The following is a 19,802-nucleotide window of genomic DNA, read 5'->3' as shown; positions in this document are numbered from 1 at the left end:
TTTATATCAATCTATTAAACCTAATTGTCTAATAATTCTACCCAATGTTTAACAGGGATTTTTACTTCTTTTTGCAGATGAATTAAACAACCAATATTTGCAGTAACTATCATTTGGGGTTTGGCTATTTGTAAATGTTTTAACTTGTTAGTTCTTAATTGTTGTGATAATTTTGGATGAAAAATTGAATACGTACCTGCAGAACCGCAACATAAATGCGAATCAACAACAGGAGTTTGTTGATAACCAAGTGAATTTAAAATAGAACTAACCAACCCTCCTAATTGTTGACCGTGTTGTAATGTACAAGGTTCATGATAAATAATATTAACCTTTTCTAAATTAAGCTGATTTAAATTTTTATCTGATAAAAATTCAGCAATATCTTTTGTTTTATTAACAATATATTGTGCTTTTTGATAATAAGGGTCTAGTCTTTCAAACATGGATACGTAATCTTTAACCATTAATCCACAACCACTAGCACTAGCAATAATTATCTCAGCCTTAACTTTAAGCCAAGCATCAATATTTTGCTTAATTTGAATCAGAGCATCATGATTAACGCTTAAATGTTGGTCAATAGCCCCGCAACATTGTTTTTGTGGGGTTTCTATAGTTTCATAGCCTAATTTTGCTAGAATATTTTTAATACTATGGTTAATATTAGGCGCAAGAATAGGTTGCACACAACCTCCTAATAATAAAACCGTACCAATTTTTATAAAAGGTTTAATAGGTTTTCCTTTGATTTGAGAATGCCTAAAAATAAATCCAATTGGATTAAATAAAATAGGAGTAGTTAAAAATTGGCGGATAAAATATCTATATACTTTCTGCCAAAGTGGACGTTTTTGTTCTACAAGCTTACGTCCAATATTTACTAATTTAACGTATTCCACTCCTGATGGACAAGTAGTTTCACATGACCTACACGTTAAACAACGATCTAAATGAACAATGCTTTGCTTAGAAAAATAATGATTTTCTAAAGCCGATTTAATCAAATAAATACGTCCACGAGGCGAGTCTAATTCATTACCTAACAATTGATAAGTCGGGCAAGTAGCCAAGCAAAATCCACAATGTACACATTTTCTAATAATGTTATTAGCTTCTATATTACTGATTTTTATCGTTTGCATTAGTTAAAAATCCCTCTAGGATCAAAAACTTGTTTTAATTTTTTCTCAATCTGTTGATGTAATACTGAATTATTTTTACACTTAACAGGTGGGGTTAATTGATTAACATAAGTAGCTGGCATTATCTTAAAGCTAATTTGCATAATTAAAGCCAACTTTCCTTTTGAACCAACTAATAAACGTGCCACATCATAACCTGCAACGTTTTTTATCACCTGACCACCAAAATTTAAATACGCCCCAGTACCGTCAATAATCTTCACACCTAACACACAATCTGACAAATCTTGAGCTCCTTGAGCATAAGCAGCTCCAATGCTTATATTATCATTATCAGTATAAAAAGATAAGACTTGATTATTTTTTTTAAGTTGTTTTTTAATCTGTGCAATTGATGTTCCTGCTTTAACACTAATTACCAAATCTTCAGCATAATATTCCACAATACCAGAATAATCTAGCAATGTACTTTTAATATGTAAACTACTAGATTCCTTAACTAAAGTTTGTAACTGTTGAAGTCTAGAATCCATTAAAAACGCTCTAGTTCTGGGTGTGCCAATTCACCATGATGTACATGCATCGCTCCCAACTCAGCACAGCGATGTAATTCTGGTACTGCCTTACCAGGATTAAGTAATAAATTCTCATCAAAAACTTGTTTAATTTTGTGAAAAATTTCTAATTCTTGCATGTTAAATTGATAACACATGGCATTTAATTTTTCTACACCGACGCCATGCTCACCCGTAATTGTACCTCCCATATCCACACTAAGTTTTAAGATTTCAGTGCCGAATTCTTCAGTCCTTTCTAACTCTCCTATCACATTAGCATCATATAAAATAAGTGGATGTAAATTACCATCACCAGCGTGAAAAACATTAGCAACTCTAAGCTGATATTTATTGCTCAACTTGTGAATTTTTTCCAACATATCTGCCAAATGACGACGCGGAATAGTACCGTCCATACAATAATAATCAGGAGATAGTGTACCTAATGCAGAAAAAGCAGACTTACGTCCTTTCCAAAAATTAAGTCGTTCTTCTTCACTTTCAGATACTTTTAAAGTTGATGCGCCTGATAAAATTTTTAACACATTATCAAGTTCTAATTGAACTTGCGTCTGTATACCATCAAGTTCACAAAGCAATAATGCCTTAGCATCTAGCGGATAACCCACTTGAACAAATCCTTCAGCTGCCTTAATGGCAAAACTGTCCATCATTTCTAACCCAGCAGGAATAATACCTGCCTTAATAATATTAGTAATTGCATCAGCACAATCTCGAACAGAGTCAAACCCTGCCATTACCATCTTGACAAATGCAGGATTTGGCGTGAGCTTAACTGTAACTTCAGTAATAACACCTAACAAACCTTCAGAGCCATTCATTAGTGCCAAAAGTCCCAATCCATCATCTTGACAAGATAATATTAATTCATCACCATCGATAGTTAACATTCTAATTGCTTCAACATTATGTACTGTTAACCCATATTTTAAACAATGCACTCCGCCAGAATTTTCTGACACATTCCCACCAATTGTACAAGCAATTTGGCTAGATGGATCTGGAGCATAATACAACCCATGCTGTGTCACTGCTTCACTAATAGCAATATTCCTTACACCTGGCTCAACCACAGCTAATTGATTTTCAACATCAATTAATTTCACCTTATTTAATTTAGACAGCCCTAACACAATAGATTTTTCAAGTGGCATCGCCCCGCCCGATAAACCTGTCCCTGCGCCCCGTGTTACAACTGGTATGTTATTAATCTTGCAAATTTTTAATACTTGCTTAATTTGCATAACATCATCTGGCAATACTACCGCCAAAGGCTTTTGCCTATATATACTTAGACCATCGCATTCAAATGGGCGTGTATTTTCGTTAGACGTAAGTACAATACCTTTAGGAAGGGCACGAGATAATTGATTAACAATTGTCATATATAAGCAATTATAATAGTTTCTTTAAATTTATTAAAGAAAAAAAGAATTATGCAATCATTTAATCCACCAGTAAGAACTCTCATGGGATCAGGTCCTTCTGATGTACATCCAAGAATCTTATCCGCTATGGCAAGGCCTACTATTGGACATCTTGATCCTGTTTTTATAACTATGATGGATGAAATCAAAGAAGGCTTAAAAACTATCTTTAAAACCGATAATAAATTAACCATGCCTATATCAGCACCTGGTTCAGCTGGAATGGAAGCTTGCTTCACTAATTTAGTCGAGCCTAACGATAAAGTGATTGTTTGTATTAATGGCCTGTTTGGTATGCGTATGAAAGAGAATGTGACTCGCTTAGGAGGTGAGGCAATTATTGTTAAAGATAATTGGGGTGAAGCAGTCAGTACTGACAAGCTAGAACACGCTTTAAAAAATAACCCAAATGCCAATATTGTTGCTTTTGTACACGCTGAAACTTCAACAGGTGCTCAATCTGATGCTAAAACCTTATGTAAACTTGCACACCAGTATGGCTGTATCACTATTGTGGATGCAGTTACTTCTTTAGGGGGTACTGATTTGTATGTTGACGAATGGGAGATTGATGCAATTTATTCAGGCACGCAAAAATGTTTATCTGCCATGCCAGGTATTTCACTTATTAGCTTTAATGAGCGTGCTATTCAAAAACTCCACACACGAAAAACAACTGTTAATAGCTGGTTTCTAGACCTTAATTTAATCATGAACTATTGGAACGGAGGCAGTAAACGCACTTATCATCATACTGCACCTGTTAACATGTTATACGGATTACACGAATCATTGGTAATGATATTAGAAGAAGGCATTGAGAATTCTTGGGTACGCCATAAAAAAAATCATGAACTATTAAAAAATGGTTTAGAGGCAATGGATATTAACTTCTTAGTAAACAAAAAAGACCGATTACCACAATTAAATTCTGTACTTATACCTAAAGGTTATGATGACAAAAAAATTCGCGCCATCCTACTTAATGATTATAATCTTGAAATTAGTGCAGGCCTTGGTTCTTATACTGGTAAAATTTGGCGTATTGGTTTAATGGGCTTTTCCTCAAGAAAAGAAAATATTGTTTTATGTTTATCAGCACTTAAAGAAATTTTATAGAAAATAGGAAAGTAAATTATATTTACATTTATTCAATGTGGGAAAAGTAAAACTAGTTAATAAATAATTCTAATTAAACAACAATACGTTAGTTAAATTCAAAAACTTCATTTTTTAAAAATAAAAATAAATCTGATATTAAAGAACAAAAGGTTATATTGTACAGGTTTAACAGAAAAAGTTGGTCCTAACATAGGAGGCCTAACTAAAAAAATAAAAAATATAAGTTTAGATTTGATTAACTTATGTATTAAATTTTTATAATAAATCAATTAAGAATAGATAATTTTCACTATTTTATCTTTGTCAATAATTCCTCTTCAGTTTCAACGCGATTAGGATCAGATAAACAACAATCAACTGGACAAACTTCAACACATTGAGGCTCATCAAAATGACCCTTGCATTCTGTACATTTATTACCATCAATTTCATAAATTTCATCACCCATATAAATAGCATCATTAGGGCATTCTGGTTCACAAACATCACAATTAATACATTCATCTGTAATCAGTAAAGACATAGCCTTCTCCTAGTCTGTTGCAATAATATATTTAAGCTATATTTTACTGTATTATTGGTATCTTTTTTAATTAGATTAGGTAACGTAATTGGTTTTCATCAGCCATATTGGTTTATGTAATGCATCTATTAATATTAATATTAATTATTTCATTACCATCGCAAGCTAAATTAGAAAAGAGTCTATATCCAAATTTACACAACAATTAAGAAGATATTATTGTCAAACTTGAGTTATAAAAATCACCACTAGCAATGATTAATTTTGTGGGTTTAGTACAAGGACGAAAAATACTCAAATATCCAAACTGAAATATCTTTTTATAATGGCTTAAAATTTTATCGGGTGATTTATAATTTTATGATTCATCAAGGTAATACAAAAATGATAAAATTGGATATAGTTTATAATCAAAATTATCTAAATACAAATCTAGTAAAAGCAGGATATTTGATTAAAATAAAGCAAATAAGTAAAGAAAATAAACAAAAAAAGTAGATTTAATCAAAATTACTTTATCTATTGATTTGAATAATAGAATAAATATTAAACCCAATACATCACTGCTGTTTACTACAAATTATAGCACCATTATCCAGCTTATTGATAATGAAGTACTGTAAATTAATCAAGGACAAAAAGCAAATTATTATTATCTTCTTTAGCCAAAATCTATAGCAATAGCAGAGATGATACTCTTCTACAAAATGCTATTTTAATTTTTAAGTTAAAATTGTTATCAATTAACGATATTCGCTAAATTTTATGTTTTTAAAATTAATCAACTTTATTACTCAGTTTGATACAAAATTTAACGTCTTAACCTACTTAACTATTAGGGCTTTACTAGCCATGCTAAGTGCCTTGTTTATTAGTCTTATATTGGGTCATATTTTTATTAAAAGATTACAACAACACCACATTAGTCAAGTCATTAGGACTGATGGCCCTAAATCACATTTAATCAAAGCAGGTACACCAACCATGGGTGGTGTATTAATTTTATTTGCATTTATAGTTAGTATTTTGATTTGGGGTGATTGGTCTAATATCTATCTATGGGTTATTATTGTCACTTCTATCATATTTGGTGCAATTGGCTTTACGGATGATTATCTTAAAATGAAGTATAAATCATCAAATGGGTTAAGTTCTTCAATAAAGTTTTTAACTCAATCATTAAGTGCTATTATGATTAGCACTTGGATAATATTAATTTCTCAAAAAACTACTCACCCCCAATTGCTTATCCCATTTTTTAATGATATAATATTACCATTAAGTATTTTTGATTTTTTAATATTATCATATTTTGTCATTGTTGGAAGTTCTAATGCAGTTAATTTAACTGATGGTTTGGACGGGCTTGCCATTATGTCAGTTGTGCTCATATTAGGTGCATTGGCTATTTTTGCTTATTTTAGTGGTCATTATAACTTTTCAAATTACCTTAATATGCCGTATATACCAGGTATCAACGAATTATTTATTATTTGTGCAGCACTCATTGGTTCAAGCTTGGGATTTTTATGGTTTAATACCTATCCTGCTGAAATATTTATGGGTGACATAGGATCATTATCTTTAGGTGCAATTTTAGCAGTAATTGCCATTCTGATTCGCCAAGAAATTTTACTATTTATTATGGGAGGGGTGTTTGTGGCCGAAACCTTATCCGTGATTATTCAAGTAGGCTACTACAAACGATATAAAAAGCGCATTTTCCTAATGACACCACTTCACCACCACTTTGAAAAACAAAATATCTCTGAACCAAAAATTATTGTGCGTTTTTGGATAGTTACTTTAATCCTAGTACTAATTGGTTTAGCATCAATTAAAATACATTAAATATGGACATATTGGACAAATGGGACGAACGTTACTTATCACTAGCAAAAAAAGTTTCTACCTGGTCAAAAGATCCTTCTACACAAGTAGGTGCAATTACCGTTGGCCGTAAAAAAGAGGTACTTTCTCAGGGATTTAATGGATTTCCACGAGGAATTCATGATACTGATGAACGCTATAATGATAGAGAAATTAAGTACAAATTAGTAGTTCATGCAGAAATGAATGCCATTTATAATGCCACATACTCCGGTACCTCACTTGATAGAGCAACTTTATATGTTTACGGATTACCTATCTGTTCAGAATGTGCCAAAGGCATTATTCAAGTTGGTATTAAAAGAGTAGTGATTAAGAATTCAAAAGAATTAAATCATTGGAATCAAAGTGTTAGACTTTCGCAAGAAATGTTTAATGAAACTGGCATTAAAATGATCATTAAAATATGATAAGCGAAATATCCAAACGTCGAACTTTTGCCATTATTTCTCACCCTGATGCTGGTAAAACTACCATCACAGAAAAACTGTTGTTATACGCAGGTGTAATTAAAACAGCCGGCAGTATCAAATCAAGAAAAGCCAAAACTCATGCAACATCTGATTGGATGGAAATAGAAAAAGAAAGAGGCATTTCCATTACCTCATCTATAATGCAATTTGAGTATGGCAATCATATAATCAATTTATTAGACACGCCAGGACATGAAGACTTTTCTGAAGACACCTATCGCACTCTTACAGCAGTAGATTCAGCACTAATGGTTATTGATATAGCCAAAGGTGTGGAAATGCGAACTATCAAGCTTATGAGAGTGTGTCGTTTACGCAACACTCCAATTTTAACGTTTATCAATAAACTAGATAGAGAAGGTAAGGAACCAATTGATTTGCTAGATGAAATAGAAACCATGCTTAATATCGAATGTGCTCCCATCACTTGGCCAATTGGTATGGGTAAGCGTTTAAAAGGAGTTATCCATCTACTTGAGGATAAAGTTTATCTATATAGAACAGGAAAGAATTCTGAAATTAGTGAAAATATTACTATCAACGGTATTAACAATTCTCAACTTGATGAAATTTTAGGAAAAAATATAACGAATAAAATTCGTGAAGAAATTGAACTTATTCATGAAACTACAACTCCATTTGATTTAGATAAATTTCTAGCTGGTAGACAAACACCAATATTTTTTGGCTCAGCTATTTCAAACTTTGGTATTCAAAATTTACTTGATAGTTTTATCAAATATGCACCTAAGCCACAAAACAGAGAGTCAAATATTCGTAAAGTCACACCAAATGAAACTCATCTAACCGGCTTTATCTTTAAAATTCAAGCTAATATGAACCCAAAACATCATGACCGTCTTGCTTTTATGCGTATAGTTAGTGGACAATATAAAAAAGGTATAAAAGTCCTACAAGTAGCAACCAATAAACAAATAAAAATTAATAATGCAGTTACATTTATGTCGCACAAACGAACTCTGACAGAAGTAGCTTACGCTGGAGATGTGATTGGCATTCATAACCATGGTAGCATTAGCATTGGTGATACATTTACTCAAGGGGAAAAACTCACTTTTCAGGGTATTCCCAACTTTGCACCAGAGATTTTTAAAATAGCCCAACTTAAAGATCCACTCAAAGCTAAAGCCTTTAAAAAGGGTTTAAATCAGCTTTCAGAAGAAGGCGCAACCCAAGTATTTCGCCCAATTGTAAACTCATCACAAATTCTTGGTGCAATTGGTGTTTTACAATTTGATGTGGTAGTACACCGTTTAAAATATGAATATGATGTTCATTGTCAATTTAAAACTGTTAACATTGTAACAGCACGTTGGATAACAGGTGATAACAAGGATATAGAGGAACTTAAGATCAAAGCTGGTAATAATATTGCTGTTGACGCAAAAGGCATGCTTACTTATCTTGCACCATCTAACGTCAACTTACAATTAACCATAGAACGCCATTCTAACTTAGTTTTTTCAGCAACCAGAGAACATTAAATGTTGTTATTTAACAACGGAATTGGCAAACTAATCAAAAAATGTAGAAAGTAACAATAATCATTAGTCCAACTAGAATTAGCACATGAGTTTATTTGCATGAAACTAACAAAGTAAAAAATTATGTGTAGTTACTTTTAGTCAAAAACAGAACATTTTGACAACAGTTAAAATTATTATTTTACGTAATTTTTACTTTTAGATTCAGATTTATCATCTTCTGTTTCAATAACCTTTGCAATAGAAACTAATTTTTCACCTTTAGAAATATTAATCAATATCACACCTTGAGTGTTACGACCAATAATAGAAACATCAGATGCTCTAGTACGAACTAAAATACCTTTGTTAGAAATTAACATCATTTCATCTTCATTGGTCACTTGAATAGCTCCAATAATCTTACCATTTCTATCTGAAGTTTTAATAGAAATAACACCTAAACCACCTCTTGATTGAACACGATATTCATTAAGATGCGTACGTTTACCAAAACCTTTTTCAGTTGCTGTCAGAACTGGACTGTCTTGATTAGTAACAATAAGAGACACTACTTTATCGCTATCTATTAATTTAATACCTCGTACACCGATAGCAGTTCGCCCTACAATACGTACATCTGATTCTTTAAATCGAATAGATTTTCCATTAGCTGAGAATAGCATGATATCGTGCTCACCTGAGGTGATTTCTACACCAATAAGTTGGTCATTATTTCTTAATTCAATAGCAATAATACCACTTTTACGTGGTTTTGAAAAATTAGTAAGTGCTGTTTTCTTACAGGTGCCACTACTGGTTGCCATAAAGACAAAATGATTTTCATCAAACTTTAAGACTGGCAAAATAGCATTAATTATTTCTTCTTTTTCTAGTGGTAATAAATTAATAATCGGCTTACCACGCGACATACGCGATGCCATTGGCAATTCATAAACCTTAAGCCAGTATACCTTACCCAAAGATGAAAAGCACAAAACTATATCATGAGAATTAGCAATAAATAGTTGATCAACAAAATCTTCATCTTTTACTTTAGTAGCTGATTTACCCTTACCACCACGACATTGTGCCTGATAATCACTTAAAGATTGCGCTTTTACATAACCACCATGGGACAAAGTAACCACACGTTCTTCTTGGACAATTAAATCTTCAAGTGTTAAATCAATATTATGTTCTAAAATTTGTGTCATACGAGCATTACCATAGTTGCTTTGAATATCTATTAACTCTTCACAAATAACTTGCATAAGTCTTTCAGGGGTTTGTAAAATATCTAGTAAATATTTAATATGCTCTAGCAATTCATTAAATTCATCAAAAATTTTATCTTTTTCGAATCCTGTTAAACGATGAAGTTTTAAATCTAAAATAGCTTGCGCTTGTTTTTGTGATAATTGATAATCACCGCTCATTTGTAAACCCAGCTCTTTTGGTAAGTTTTCTGGCTTAAACATTGCCATATCGCGATTACCAACTAATTCTATAATCACTGAACTTCGCCAAGTCTTGGCTATTAATGTTGCTCTTGCATCTATTGAACTTGGTGCAGATTTTATCAATTCAATAATGTTATTAATATTGTATAATGCAACCGATAGCCCTTCTAATAAATGTACACGATCTCTGGCTTTATTCAAATCAAAAATAGAACGACGAGTCACAACATCGCGCCTATGTGCAATAAATGCCTCTAAAATATCCTTTAAAGTCATCAACTTGGGTATTCCCTTGTCAATTGCCACCATATTAATGCCAAATACGGTTTGCATTTCAGTTAATTTATACAAATTATTAAGTATTACTTCTGGTACTTCACCACGACGTAATTCAATAACCATACTCATTCCATCTTTATCAGACTCATCACGAAGTCCAGTAATACCATCAATACGCTTATCTTTAACAAGTTCTGCAATTTTCCCAATTAACTTGGCTTTGTTAACCTGGTAAGGCAACTCAGTCACAACAATACTTAGTTTCTCTTCTCCTTCAATATGAGACACACAACGTAAATGAATTTTTCCTTTACCAGTTTCATAAGCCTCACGAATACCGCTTATACCATTAATAATACCTGCCGTTGGAAAATCTGGACCTGGCATTATTTCTAATAACTCATCAATAGTAATATCTTTATTGTCAATAGTTTTTAAACAAGCTTCAATCACTTCATTTAGATTATGGGGCGGTATATTAGTTGCCATCCCTACTGCAATACCTGATGAGCCATTAGCCAAAAGGTTAGGTACACGTGCTGGTAGTACTGAAGGCTCTGACTCTGACCCATCATAATTATCAATAAAATCAACCGTATCTTTTTCTAAATCTTGCAATAACTCATGAGAAAGTTTAGCCATACGAATTTCTGTATAACGCATAGCAGCAGCTGAATCACCATCAACTGATCCAAAGTTACCCTGACCATCAATTAAAATATTACGCATTGAGAATGATTGCGCCATACGTACAATAGTATCATATACAGCAGTATCACCATGTGGATGATACTTACCAATTACATCACCAACAATACGAGCTGATTTCTTATAAGATTTATTATAGTCATTACCCAATACATCCATAGCATAAAGTACACGACGATGAACCGGTTTAAGTCCATCTCGAACGTCAGGTAATGCACGCCCAATAATAACACTCATTGCGTATTCCAGATAAGAGTTACGCATCTCGCTCTCAATAGTAACTATTGGGAAATTTGACTCAAAATTAGTGGCATTCTCAGTATACTTAGACATAACAAAAAGACCTTCTTTTATTTCCTATATTTTAACAAATTTGAATACAAATATTGATTTTATTACACAAAACTTTCTATCAAAAAAAATAAGATATCATAACTTAAAACTACGTATTTCTTGCTTGAACTGATGACGATAATATTTTAAGAAGTTTTTCAGTATCTTGCCATCCAAGACAACTATCAGTAATACTAATACCATATTCTAACGAATTCAACTCACCTACTGCTTGAGCACCTTCATTAATATTAGACTCAATCATCACACCAAAAATCTTATTTGAACCTGAACTCAATTGCTTAGCAATTTCATCACCCACTAGCATCTGATTTTTAAAATTTTTCTTACTATTAGCATGAGAAAAATCAATCATAACTCTGCCTAATAATCCATCATTTATTAATTGTTTAGTGGCGTTATCAATACTCTGCTTACTATAGTTAGGTCCATCAGCAGCACCACGAAGGATAATATGACAATTTAAATTACCCATAGTAGTGTAGCGATTTGCCACTCCTTTCTTATTAATTGACCAAAACATATGTGTACTTGAAGCCGATATAATTGCATCAATGGCAATTTGTATGTTACCGTTTGTACCATTTTTAAATCCTACTGGACAAGATAAACCAGACGCTAATTCTCGGTGGGTTTGACTTTCGGTTGTTCGTGCACCAATTGCACCCCATGAAATTAAATCAGATATATATTGTGGGGTAATTAAATCAAGATATTCTGTTGCGCTTGGCATGCCTATTTTTGACAAATCTAATAACAGGCTTCGAGCTAAATCAAAACCCTTTTCCATATCAAAACTATTGTTTAAATCAGGGTCATATATGAGTCCTTTCCAACCAATCGTAGTACGTGGTTTTTCAAAATAAACACGCATGATAATAAATAAATCCCGATCTAATTCTTTTTTTATTTCTAATAATCGATATGCATAATCTCGAGCAGCTTTTGAGTCATGAATGGAACAAGGTCCAACCACAACCAATAAACGCTTATCCTTACCAGAGATAATATTGGCGATAGTTTTTCTTGAGTCGATAATAAAATTAGATTGTGACTTCTTGACTGGATATTTTTTAATAAATCCTATCGGCGGTGTAATAGATTCCGCTTTAGTGATGCGAATATTACTAATTTTAGTTAAGATTCTTTTTAGCATTTTAGATTTTCAATAAGTGCATAAGCTGAATGGTTATGAATCGATTCAAAATTTTCCGACTCAAGGCAATAATAACTAATTTTGTCATCTGCATTTAAATCAACTGCAATATCACGTACTAAATCCTCAACAAATGCAGGGTTATCATATGCTCTTTCAGTTACCATTTTTTCATCATCTCTTTTAAGAAGTGCATAAAGTTCACACGAAGCTTTTCGCTCAGCCAAATCAATTAAATCTTCTATATGTAAAGTGCTTCCTTTAGAAACTTTAGCTTTAATAGTAATATGTGAACGTTGATTATGCGCTCCATATTTAGAAATACTCTTTGAACAAGGACATAAACTGGTGACAGGCACCACAACTTTTATCATTACTTGTACCTCACCTTTATTTAACGTACCATATAAAGTCACTTGATAATCCATCATTGACTTAACTCCTGAAGACGGAGCTTCTTTCTTCCTAAAAAAAGGAAAGTTGAGCGTAATGTGTGCAGTATCTGACTCAAGTTTTTCTCTTACTTTGTCAATAATTTGATCAAAATTATGTGCACTAAACTCACAAGAACTTTCATTTAAAATCTCAATAAAACGCGACATATGCGTACCTTTAACGTGTTCTGGTAAAGATACTGTCATAGTAAACATGCCTATTGTAGGCATTTTATTGCCATCACAATCAATATAAGTAATAGGATGAATAATATCTTTAATGCCAACTTTGTCAATAATAATATGACGAGTATCGGCATTACTTTGTGTATCAGGTAAATGAGTTGCGCTCATAAATCTCCTTGGGAATAAGTGGCAGATACTCTAGATGTTTCCCAAATAGTCACTGCCTTGACCTTGACATCATTCATATTAATTAGTAGCCCTACTTCATCAAAGAAATATTTTGCTAAGTTTTCTGAAGTAGGATTGAGTTTATCAAAAGGAACTATCTTATTCAAATATTGATGATCTAGACGTTTCACAACAATCTTAGTTTGTTTTTTAATATCTCTAAAATCAATAACAATACCATTGTTATTCAATTCTTTAGAACCGACCATTACTTCAACTTGCCAATTATGACCATGCAGACGCGAACAATCACCCTGATAATTCCTAAGTGAATGAGCTGATGCAAAATCGGTAACAATTTTTAGGACGAACATTTTCGGAAAAATTGGTAAAAACAATGATTATACCTATTATCTGCTGATAATTACACACTCGATTGATAGGGAAATTATTAACTTATACAAAATATTTTGATTTAATCAATTACCTTAATGGAGGAAACATTCTGATAACCTTTTGGCAAAAGCTTTCCACGACGCGCTCTATTGCTTATATAATTATTTAAAATTTGAGACTTAATGGTTAAATAATGCTTGCCTGCATTAACTCTTAATTGTTGAGTTTCAAACAAAGTGCAAACACTTACCACAAATTCTTGTATAGTCTTAGCACTATTGACAGGAATTTGAATTAACTTGTTTCCTTTACCTTTGGATAGTATAGGCAATTCAGATATTGAGAATACTAATAAACGCCCTCGATTGGTTGCTAATGCAACCAACTGATTATCTACATCATCTACATTAATAACCCGCATCAATTGCGCGCCTTTAGACAAAGAAAGAAAAACTTTTCCGGTTTGTCTTGAAGACAGTAAATCATCAATAGTAGCAATAAAACCATACCCTATATCAGAAGACAACAAAATATTTTGACTCGTTTTACCCATAATAATATCAACAAATTGAGCCCCTGAAGGGGGGCTCAATTTTCCTGTTAATGGCTCTCCTTGTCCTCGTGTACTAGATAATGAATGAGCAAGTAATGAATATGATCTACCTGTTGAATCAATAAAAATTACCATCTTGTTACTTTTACCTTTCACACTAGTCAAATAACTATCGCCTGCCTTATAATTAAGTGTGGTTGGATCGATATCATGACCTTTCATACGACGTACCCAACCTTTATTACTAAGAACAACAGTGACATTCTCAGCAAGCACTAAATTATCCTCACTAAAAGCTTGAGCAACGTTTACATTACTTTTAATGTTAGATCTACGCTCATCGCCAAAATCTTTAATAATGATCTTTAGTTCTTTTTTAATCAAACTCTTAAGACGTGAATTACTTGAAAGTAATAACTTTAATTGTTTTCTTTCTAATACTAACTCTTGTTGTTCAGTTCGAATCCTAACTTCTTCTAATTTTGCAAGATGGCGTAATTTTAGCTCTAAAATTGCCTCTGCTTGAATAGTATTCAATTTAAAATGATTGATTAACACTGGTTTAGGCTTATCATACTCACGAATAACAGTAATTACTTCGTTAATATTTAAAAAAGCAATTAACAAACCTTTTAAAATATGTAACCGCACAATAATTTTATCAAAACGACAGGTTAACCGATTAGTCACAACTTGTATTCTGTATCTTAACCATTCTTTAAGCATAGGAATTAGTGGTAGAACACGCGGCTTACCATCCAAACCAATCACATTCATATTAACACGATAATTTTTCTCAAGCTCAGTTGTAGCGAACAAGTGTAACATTAATACATCAACATCAACTCGACTAGAACGTAAAATAATGACAATACGCGTTGGATTTTTATGGTCTGATTCATCTCTAATATCATTCACTAAAGGCAGTTTTTTTGCACGCATTTGTACTACAATTTGTGCAATTACCTTAGCACCAGATATTTGAAAAGGCAATGCCTCAATAACAACACTACCTTTTTCTTTTTGATAAACAGCACGCATTTTAACCGATCCATATCCTGTATCATAAATCTGTCTAAGATCTGCAGATGAGGATATAATATCAGCATTAGTAGGATAATCAGGCGCTTTAATAATCTGCATGATATCATCTAAATCAATAAATGGCTTATCTAATAGGACAATACAGGCACTTACTACTTCGATTAAATTATGTGGTGGTATATCAGTTGCCATACCTACAGCAATACCAGAAGCACCATTTAGTAACAAGTTAGGTACTTGTGCAGGCAAATTTTTAGGTTCTTGAAGCGAACCATCAAAATTATCCATCCAATTAACCGTACCTTGATTAATTTCTAATAATAATAGATCCGCATAACGAGACAATTTTGATTCAGTATAGCGCATTGCCGCAAATGATTTAGGGTCATCTGGTGCCCCCCAATTTCCCTGCCCGTCAATAAATGGATAACGATAAGAAAACTTTTGTGCCATCAACACCATTGACTCATAACAAGCACTATCGCCATGTGGATGAAATTTACCAAGAACATCACCGACTGTACGGGCTGATTTTTTAAAGTTTGCTGTAGATTTCAAACCAAGTTCACTCATCGCATAAATAATACGTCTTTGTACTGGTTTTAAACCATCTCCAATAAAAGGCAATGCACGGTCAAGAATAACATACATTGAATAATCAAGATAAGCACGCTCACTAAACTGGGCAATACTTTGTTGTTCAAAGTTAATTTGATTCATTTGATAACACTAAAGATAGATACAATATAATAATGTATTTTAATTCAACTCTTTATAGTCAAAAGATAAAATTAAAAGCGCTTATATCTCACCTAGTATAAATTTAGCAAAAACCTCAAAACATAAAAATCGTTTGATTTGTTTTTATTATAAACCATGAATAAGAACTCAATTATTTTACAGATTTAACAAAATATCATCCACAGAAAAAGACTTAAAAGTTTAAATTATTGGCTTAACAATATCAAAATATAAACAGATAGTATCTAAAAATAATATAATATACAATATTACCTAATATAATTAAGAATGTTGCTTTATAATAGAAAAGACCAGTATGTCTAATATATTAGACAAATAAATAAAAAAATATAAGTTGATGCTAAAAAAGGTAAAAATACCAATGCATCACCAAATACAAATTGACAAAATTGATTCAATCAAGATATTGGTTGTTATATCCATTAAAAGATTTGGCAGGTATAGGAATAAAAATACTTGGAATAAACAATTTGATTGTTTTAATACACTTAATGAAAAAATCCAATAAAATTACCCAATTATCACAATAATGCCTGAACATCACCAATCTGTGATGTTCAGTGAGTCAATGTGTGCGCTTAATATAAAAATAGATGGTATTTATATTGATGCAACTTTTGGGCGAGGGGGTCATGCTCAGGGTATATTGAACAGATTAAGTAAAAAAGGAAGATTAATTGCCTTTGACCAAGACATTAATGCCATTGAATATGCTAATAAAAATTTAACTGATAATCGTCTCACTCTTATCCATAGTGCATTTTCTAAAATGCTATCTATCATAACCAAGCAAGGATTAATAGGTAGGATTGACGGTATTTTAATTGATCTTGGGGTTTCATCCCCTCAGTTAGAAAATGCACAACGTGGTTTTAGTTTTAGAATTGATGGTCCACTAGATATGCGAATGAATCAAACTACGGGAATGAGTGCTACTCAATGGCTAAGATCAGCCAATGAAGAAGAAATTGCTAATGTTATTTATCAATTTAGCAATGAAAGAAAATCACGTCATATTGCTAGTAAAATAAAAAAATACCAGAAAAATCACGTATTAGAAACTACTTTAGAACTTGCAAATATTGTTAGTAAAGTGGTCAAAAAGCAAAAAAACAAGCATCCTGCTACACGTACTTTCCAAGCTATACGTATTTTCATCAACCAAGAGCTTGAACAACTTATAAGTGCATTGGAACAATCCAAAGACATTCTAAGCAAAAATGGAAGACTGTCTATTATTAGTTTTCACTCAATTGAAGATCGTATTGTTAAACGTTTTATTCAAAAAAATTCACGACAAAAAACTTTGCCAAAAGGTTTGCCTATTGTTGAACATGAAATTAAAAAAACTTATCTAAAAGATTTAGGCAAATACCTTACCAGCAAAGTAGAAATTAAAAATAATAAACGCGCTCGTAGTGCAGTTTTACGAGTAGCAAGTAAAAACTAACTTGATATTATACAAATGCTAAGAATAGTTATATTAATATTTTAACCATTTATTAGTACATATCATATACTTCTTATATAATCGGTTAAAGCGCATAAAAGCAAAAAAATCATCAATTAATTGCTTTACATAAACAAATAGTAGTAGTGAGATTAAATTCAAAACTCTATAAAATATTAATACTAGTATAGGTACAAAATTATTAGCAAAAACAAGGTTTTGTTAAGTATTTTTAGTATTTTTATAACTGTTAAAATCCAAAATATATTATCTCAATATGTTATACCTAATCTTCAATAATAGGAGTTAAAAGGATCAAATTTCAGCAGATATAGTATTTACAGATAAAATGGAATATATTTTAACCAATAACGAATCAATCAAATTAAACATGAAAAACTAACTTTTAAGTTTGCCTTTTCTTGCTTGTAAACTTTTTGTATATTCTGCTTCATTTGTAATTAATAAAGCAATTTTATCTTTTTGTCTTTCCTCAATCTTTAGCAAAGCATCCAAAAATTCATCCTTATAATCATAATTTTTCAAAACTCTTTTCTTATAATATAAATTAAGCAATTGTTGTTCTTTCTGTGGAAATTGTTCTACCATAGTCTCCAAAGTAATGTCTTCTTGTAATAAAACCAAGCTAGCTAACTTTTGCAATATATCTGCATTATTAATTTTTCTCACTCTTAACATTACCGTTTTATCAACAATGGTTGGATAATTTAATAATAAACCAATCATTTGATCTATTAATGAGTTATTACTTATCAAGGGAGCTGACATTAGTGCTGGGTACTTTTCATAACTATCATAAAAATCAGATATAGGTGGTGCTTCATAATTTTTCGATATGTCAAATATATTTGGTTTAATTGACATATCTTGTCGCTCTAATATAGATTTAATTTGTTCAACGCTTTGATTAACTTCACCTGCCAAACCTTCTAACAACTGATGCTGGTAAGTTTCATAATTTATTTTTCCAAGTAATATTGATACTCTTTCTAAAAATAAGGTTTTTCCTTCAATCGTATTAAAATCCACTTCTGTCTTGATATGGCTAAACAAAAATTTACTCAAAAATTGAGCATTCTCAATACGTTTTATAAACGCTTGGCTTGATTCTTTTTTAACCAAAGTATCTGGATCTTCTTTATCTGGTAAAAATAAAAATTTAACAGTTATACCTGCCTTAATTACTGGCAAAGTAATATTTAATGCTCGCCAAGCAGCTTTTTCCCCTGCCTTATCGCCATCAAAACAAAAAATAATAGTATTTGTTGTGCGAAATAGAATATTTAAATGTTCTACCGTAGTTACTGTACCTAAAGTAGCAACTACTTGTGATATACCCGCTTGATGAAGAGAGATCACATCCATATAACCCTCTACTACTAAAATATAATCAATTGAACGTGAATATTTACGCATATGATACAAACCATAAAGTTCTTTTGATTTTGAAAAAATAGGTGTTTCAGGTGAATTTAAATATTTTGCCTTAAAGTTGTTATTACACGAACGACCACCAAAAGCAATAATATTGCCTTTATTATTATGAATAGGAAACATAAGACGATCTGTAAAAAGATCATAGTATCTTCCTGAACGATATTGGTTATCACCTAACAATCCCATCACTTTTAAATCAGTAATATCTTGAGAACCTTTATCAAATCCAAATAGTAAATTACTATTGGGTGGTGCAAAACCCAACTCAAAACGCTTGGCAATTTTACCGCTAATACCTCTATATTTAACATAACTAACTGCCTTATTTTTTGCAAGAGATTGCTTTAATTGCTGAATATAAAACTGGCTAACTCGTTGCATTAAGTCGAAATAACGAATTAATCTTGTATCTATCGGTTTGACATTATTGTCATACACTACACTAATACCTGACTCGCTAGCAATGGTCTCTATCGCCTCAACTAGACCTAAATTATCAAACTTCATAACAAAGCCAATAACGCCATTGACATCTCCACAACCAAAACATTTGTATATTTGTTTCTCAGCTGAGACAATAAATGATGGAGTTTTTTCATTATGAAATGGGCAACATGCCTTGTAATCTTTACCAACCTTTTTAAGTGGAACACGTTGATTAATTATGTCAACAATATCTACACGACTAGGTAGATCATCTTTAAAATCTGCGTTAATAAATGGCATTTTTCATAATCAAAATTTAAAGT

The 19,802-nt window shown here is 31.8% G+C and carries 16 protein-coding genes; 6 read left to right on the top strand and 10 right to left on the bottom strand.

The features are described from left to right. Nucleotides 1-20: 20 nt before the first annotated feature. Genes glcF through HUW60_RS01460 form a run of 3 tightly spaced genes read right to left on the bottom strand, consistent with a single transcriptional unit; the run spans nucleotide 21 to nucleotide 3,108 of the window. The gene (glcF, locus tag HUW60_RS01470) at nucleotides 21-1,145 is read right to left on the bottom strand and encodes a glycolate oxidase subunit GlcF (protein WP_190600676.1); all 1,125 of its coding nucleotides are present in this window, start codon (nucleotides 1,143-1,145) and stop codon (nucleotides 21-23) included. Beyond that, a complete protein-coding gene (locus tag HUW60_RS01465; protein WP_190600675.1) occupies nucleotides 1,145-1,678 on the bottom strand; it encodes an FAD-binding protein in 534 nt (177 codons plus the stop codon). The genes glcF and HUW60_RS01465 overlap by 1 nt, the downstream gene beginning before the upstream one ends. Next, a complete protein-coding gene (locus HUW60_RS01460) occupies nucleotides 1,678-3,108 on the bottom strand; it encodes an FAD-linked oxidase C-terminal domain-containing protein (protein ID WP_190600674.1) in 1,431 nt (476 codons plus the stop codon). The genes HUW60_RS01465 and HUW60_RS01460 overlap by 1 nt, the downstream gene beginning before the upstream one ends. A 51-nt stretch (nucleotides 3,109-3,159) precedes the next feature. Between HUW60_RS01460 and HUW60_RS01455 the strand changes: the two genes are divergently transcribed. After that, nucleotides 3,160-4,269, top strand: coding sequence for a pyridoxal-phosphate-dependent aminotransferase family protein (locus HUW60_RS01455; protein WP_190600673.1), 1,110 nt, complete (start codon nucleotides 3,160-3,162; stop codon nucleotides 4,267-4,269). A 292-nt stretch (nucleotides 4,270-4,561) separates the two neighbouring features. On the opposite strand, the gene HUW60_RS01450 is transcribed toward HUW60_RS01455, so the two are convergent. Next, nucleotides 4,562-4,795, bottom strand: a complete 234-nt coding sequence (locus tag HUW60_RS01450; protein ID WP_190600672.1) for a YfhL family 4Fe-4S dicluster ferredoxin — start codon at nucleotides 4,793-4,795, stop codon at nucleotides 4,562-4,564. Between the two features lie 360 nt (nucleotides 4,796-5,155). Between HUW60_RS01450 and HUW60_RS05050 the strand changes: the two genes are divergently transcribed. From HUW60_RS05050 to HUW60_RS01430, 4 genes are all read left to right on the top strand, one after another. Then, nucleotides 5,156-5,293, top strand: coding sequence for a hypothetical protein (locus HUW60_RS05050; protein ID WP_370545349.1), 138 nt, complete (start codon nucleotides 5,156-5,158; stop codon nucleotides 5,291-5,293). Between the two features lie 267 nt (nucleotides 5,294-5,560). Continuing rightward, nucleotides 5,561-6,646, top strand: coding sequence for a phospho-N-acetylmuramoyl-pentapeptide-transferase (gene mraY / locus HUW60_RS01440; RefSeq protein ID WP_190600670.1), 1,086 nt, complete (start codon nucleotides 5,561-5,563; stop codon nucleotides 6,644-6,646). 2 nt (nucleotides 6,647-6,648) lie between these two features. Next, nucleotides 6,649-7,095: a deoxycytidylate deaminase gene (locus tag HUW60_RS01435; protein WP_190600669.1), complete on the top strand. Its 447-nt coding sequence runs from the start codon at nucleotides 6,649-6,651 to the stop codon at nucleotides 7,093-7,095. Continuing rightward, nucleotides 7,092-8,663 carry a peptide chain release factor 3 gene (locus HUW60_RS01430; RefSeq protein ID WP_190600668.1) on the top strand — a complete coding sequence of 524 codons (1,572 nt, stop codon included), beginning with the start codon at nucleotides 7,092-7,094 and terminating at the stop codon, nucleotides 8,661-8,663. The genes HUW60_RS01435 and HUW60_RS01430 overlap by 4 nt, the downstream gene beginning before the upstream one ends. Before the next feature lie 176 nt (nucleotides 8,664-8,839). On the opposite strand, the gene gyrA is transcribed toward HUW60_RS01430, so the two are convergent. From gyrA to parC, 5 genes are all read right to left on the bottom strand, one after another. Then, nucleotides 8,840-11,425, bottom strand: a complete 2,586-nt coding sequence (gene gyrA / locus HUW60_RS01425; RefSeq protein WP_190600667.1) for a DNA gyrase subunit A — start codon at nucleotides 11,423-11,425, stop codon at nucleotides 8,840-8,842. Nucleotides 11,426-11,534: 109 nt separating this feature from the next. Further along, a complete protein-coding gene (locus HUW60_RS01420) occupies nucleotides 11,535-12,602 on the bottom strand; it encodes a 3-deoxy-7-phosphoheptulonate synthase (RefSeq protein ID WP_190600666.1) in 1,068 nt (355 codons plus the stop codon). Next, nucleotides 12,596-13,390, bottom strand: a complete 795-nt coding sequence (gene folE2 / locus HUW60_RS01415) for a GTP cyclohydrolase FolE2 (protein ID WP_190600665.1) — start codon at nucleotides 13,388-13,390, stop codon at nucleotides 12,596-12,598. The genes HUW60_RS01420 and folE2 overlap by 7 nt, the downstream gene beginning before the upstream one ends. Continuing rightward, nucleotides 13,387-13,764: a 6-carboxytetrahydropterin synthase QueD gene (gene queD / locus HUW60_RS01410; RefSeq protein WP_190600664.1), complete on the bottom strand. Its 378-nt coding sequence runs from the start codon at nucleotides 13,762-13,764 to the stop codon at nucleotides 13,387-13,389. Before queD ends, folE2 begins: the two co-directional genes overlap by 4 nt. A gap of 101 nt (nucleotides 13,765-13,865) precedes the next feature. Next, the gene (parC, locus tag HUW60_RS01405) at nucleotides 13,866-16,103 is read right to left on the bottom strand and encodes a DNA topoisomerase IV subunit A (protein ID WP_190600663.1); all 2,238 of its coding nucleotides are present in this window, start codon (nucleotides 16,101-16,103) and stop codon (nucleotides 13,866-13,868) included. A gap of 568 nt (nucleotides 16,104-16,671) precedes the next feature. Between parC and rsmH the strand changes: the two genes are divergently transcribed. Further along, a complete protein-coding gene (gene rsmH / locus HUW60_RS01400; protein ID WP_190600861.1) occupies nucleotides 16,672-17,595 on the top strand; it encodes a 16S rRNA (cytosine(1402)-N(4))-methyltransferase RsmH in 924 nt (307 codons plus the stop codon). 399 nt (nucleotides 17,596-17,994) lie between these two features. Here the strand turns inward: rsmH and dnaG are convergent, their stop codons facing one another. Next, nucleotides 17,995-19,779, bottom strand: a complete 1,785-nt coding sequence (dnaG, locus tag HUW60_RS01395; protein WP_190600662.1) for a DNA primase — start codon at nucleotides 19,777-19,779, stop codon at nucleotides 17,995-17,997. Nucleotides 19,780-19,802 lie beyond the last annotated feature (23 nt).

The sequence above is a fragment of the Candidatus Vesicomyosocius sp. SY067_SCS001 genome (genome assembly GCF_014706615.1).
Lineage (GTDB): Bacteria > Pseudomonadota > Gammaproteobacteria > PS1 > Pseudothioglobaceae > Ruthia.
This window is presented reverse-complemented; position numbering and strand designations above follow the sequence as displayed.

What these genes read in the sequence shown, in the direction of transcription:
- glcF (WP_190600676.1), bottom strand. Translation starts at nt 1,145, where the DNA reads ATGCAAACGATAAAAATCAGTAATATAGAAGCTAATAACATTATTAGA.
- HUW60_RS01455 (WP_190600673.1), top strand. Translation starts at nt 3,160, where the DNA reads ATGCAATCATTTAATCCACCAGTAAGAACTCTCATGGGATCAGGTCCT.
- parC (WP_190600663.1), bottom strand. Translation starts at nt 16,103, where the DNA reads ATGAATCAAATTAACTTTGAACAACAAAGTATTGCCCAGTTTAGTGAG.
- HUW60_RS05050 (WP_370545349.1), top strand. Translation starts at nt 5,156, where the DNA reads ATGATTCATCAAGGTAATACAAAAATGATAAAATTGGATATAGTTTAT.
- mraY (WP_190600670.1), top strand. Translation starts at nt 5,561, where the DNA reads ATGTTTTTAAAATTAATCAACTTTATTACTCAGTTTGATACAAAATTT.
- HUW60_RS01460 (WP_190600674.1), bottom strand. Translation starts at nt 3,108, where the DNA reads ATGACAATTGTTAATCAATTATCTCGTGCCCTTCCTAAAGGTATTGTA.
- HUW60_RS01450 (WP_190600672.1), bottom strand. Translation starts at nt 4,795, where the DNA reads ATGTCTTTACTGATTACAGATGAATGTATTAATTGTGATGTTTGTGAA.
- gyrA (WP_190600667.1), bottom strand. Translation starts at nt 11,425, where the DNA reads ATGTCTAAGTATACTGAGAATGCCACTAATTTTGAGTCAAATTTCCCA.
- queD (WP_190600664.1), bottom strand. Translation starts at nt 13,764, where the DNA reads ATGTTCGTCCTAAAAATTGTTACCGATTTTGCATCAGCTCATTCACTT.
- folE2 (WP_190600665.1), bottom strand. Translation starts at nt 13,390, where the DNA reads ATGAGCGCAACTCATTTACCTGATACACAAAGTAATGCCGATACTCGT.
- HUW60_RS01420 (WP_190600666.1), bottom strand. Translation starts at nt 12,602, where the DNA reads ATGCTAAAAAGAATCTTAACTAAAATTAGTAATATTCGCATCACTAAA.
- HUW60_RS01465 (WP_190600675.1), bottom strand. Translation starts at nt 1,678, where the DNA reads ATGGATTCTAGACTTCAACAGTTACAAACTTTAGTTAAGGAATCTAGT.
- HUW60_RS01430 (WP_190600668.1), top strand. Translation starts at nt 7,092, where the DNA reads ATGATAAGCGAAATATCCAAACGTCGAACTTTTGCCATTATTTCTCAC.
- HUW60_RS01435 (WP_190600669.1), top strand. Translation starts at nt 6,649, where the DNA reads ATGGACATATTGGACAAATGGGACGAACGTTACTTATCACTAGCAAAA.
- dnaG (WP_190600662.1), bottom strand. Translation starts at nt 19,779, where the DNA reads ATGCCATTTATTAACGCAGATTTTAAAGATGATCTACCTAGTCGTGTA.